This window comes from Varibaculum massiliense, assembly GCF_900106855.1.
Taxonomy (GTDB): Bacteria; Actinomycetota; Actinomycetes; order Actinomycetales; family Actinomycetaceae; genus Varibaculum; species Varibaculum massiliense.
This window is the reverse complement of record NZ_FNWI01000002.1, coordinates 1-1,648: the sequence shown is the minus strand read 5'-3', so window position 1 is coordinate 1,648 and position 1,648 is coordinate 1. Positions and strand designations below refer to the sequence as shown.

Here is a 1,648-nt window from a genome sequence, read left to right as displayed (position 1 = left end):
GCCGGGAAGGCGGCGGAGGTGTCCCCGCAGGCGACGGGAGCCACCTGGGACAAGGAGGTGTGGCTCGACTACGCCGGGAACGTCGCGTCGACGACCTTCACGCTCGACGACCCCGCCTCGACGGTGGTCACCGTGGTCTCGCGCGGCGGCTCGCTGGAGGCGATGTAGCCGTGCGGGCGCTTGAATCGCGACGCCGAAGGGCGTTCGCCATCTCCGCCGCGACGGCATTCGCCCTCTGCACGCTGCTGCTCGTCCCCGCGCAGCCGGCATACGCCGACATAGCCGGGGACGTCAACGATTGGCTGTGCGGCCTCCTGCGCGACTGCTGCAACTGGATGTTCAAGGCGCAGACGGGCGTGCTCGGGTCGATCGGCGCGAACGGGATCCTCTCGGCCGACTTCGCGCACATGCTCACGAGCTCGAGCGACCTGACCATGCACGACGTCGCCCGGGGCGTATGGCAGGTGGCCGTCCTGCCGATCGGGTGCGGGGTGCTCGGCCTGGTCTTCACCCTGAAGCTCATCGAGATCTCCCAGCGCATGGACGGCAGCCAGAGCCTTCCCGGCGTCAAGGAGGTCGTCTTCCTCCTCGTGTTCTTCGCCGTGTTCCTGTTCCTCATACAGAACAGCTTCGACCTGATGGCGTCGATCTACGAGGTCTGCGGGCTCGCCATCGACCGAGTCGAGGCGCTCTTCGGCGCCGGAGGCGCGCTCGACCTGCCCGAGGTGTCCGTCGTCACCACCGACGACGACATCCCGTCGCTCATCGCCATGCTCGTCGTGAGCCTCATCAGCTGGGTCGTGGTGCTGGCGGCCTACGTCGTCGCCCTCGTGGTCTGCTGGGCCCGCGCGCTCCAGCTCTACATCATGGCCGCGTTCGCCCCGATCCCGCTGGCGTTCCTCGGCATGGACGCCACGCGCCAGATAGGCGTCGGCTACCTGAAGAGCTTCGGGGCGGTCTGCATCGCCGGCGTCATCATCCTCGTGCTGCTCATATCGTTCCCGCTCGTGCTCGGCGGGCTCACCGGGGCGAACCCCGGGACGGGCACCCCGGCCGACGCGGTCGCAAACGGGCTCACCTACGCGCTGCAGTACCTGGCCATGTGCGTGCTGCTCATCCTGGCCCTCGTGAAGAGCGGCTCCTGGGCGCGCGACATCGTGAGCGGCTTCTAGCGGAAAAGCGAGGAAGGGGGCGGTCGCCATGAGATAGGGGCACCGCGCCGGGGCACGCGTCCCGGCGGATGAAGACAAGGACCGATCGAAAACGAAAAGGAGGAAAGACATGGAGGAGAGGAAGAAGGTGTACCTCTCGCTGCACAAGAGCTTCGTGCGCGAGGGCATCGAGTACACCGACCGCGCGACCGGCGAGGCCAGGACCTTCAACTCGGCGACCCTTCCAAAGGGCACCGTCGTCGACGGCGTGGACGTGGGAGGCTACGAGTTCAGCCCCATGTTCGTTAACGAGAGCCGCTTCAAGGGGGCCGACTTCCGAGACATACCGCTGCTCGCGAACCGCGAGGTGTGGCTGAGGAAGACGGTGATGGGACCGGACGGCCAGCCCGAGCTCGACGAGGGCGGCCGCGCGGTCAAGGACACCGTGAAGGTCATGCCGGCGCAGCTCAAGGAGGCCGTCGACGCAGGGCGCTCGC

2 protein-coding genes are annotated in these 1,648 nt (G+C 67.7%); both read left to right on the top strand.

The features are described 5' to 3' along the window. Nucleotides 1-170 precede the first annotated feature (170 nt). A complete protein-coding gene (locus tag BQ5456_RS00020; RefSeq protein WP_205407826.1) occupies nt 171-1,172 on the top strand; it encodes a VirB6/TrbL-like conjugal transfer protein, CD1112 family in 1,002 nt (333 codons plus the stop codon). Nucleotides 1,173-1,281: 109 nt separating this feature from the next. Continuing rightward, on the top strand, nt 1,282-1,648 hold a 367-nt coding region (locus tag BQ5456_RS00015), incomplete at its 3' end, for a DNA gyrase (protein ID WP_071128195.1).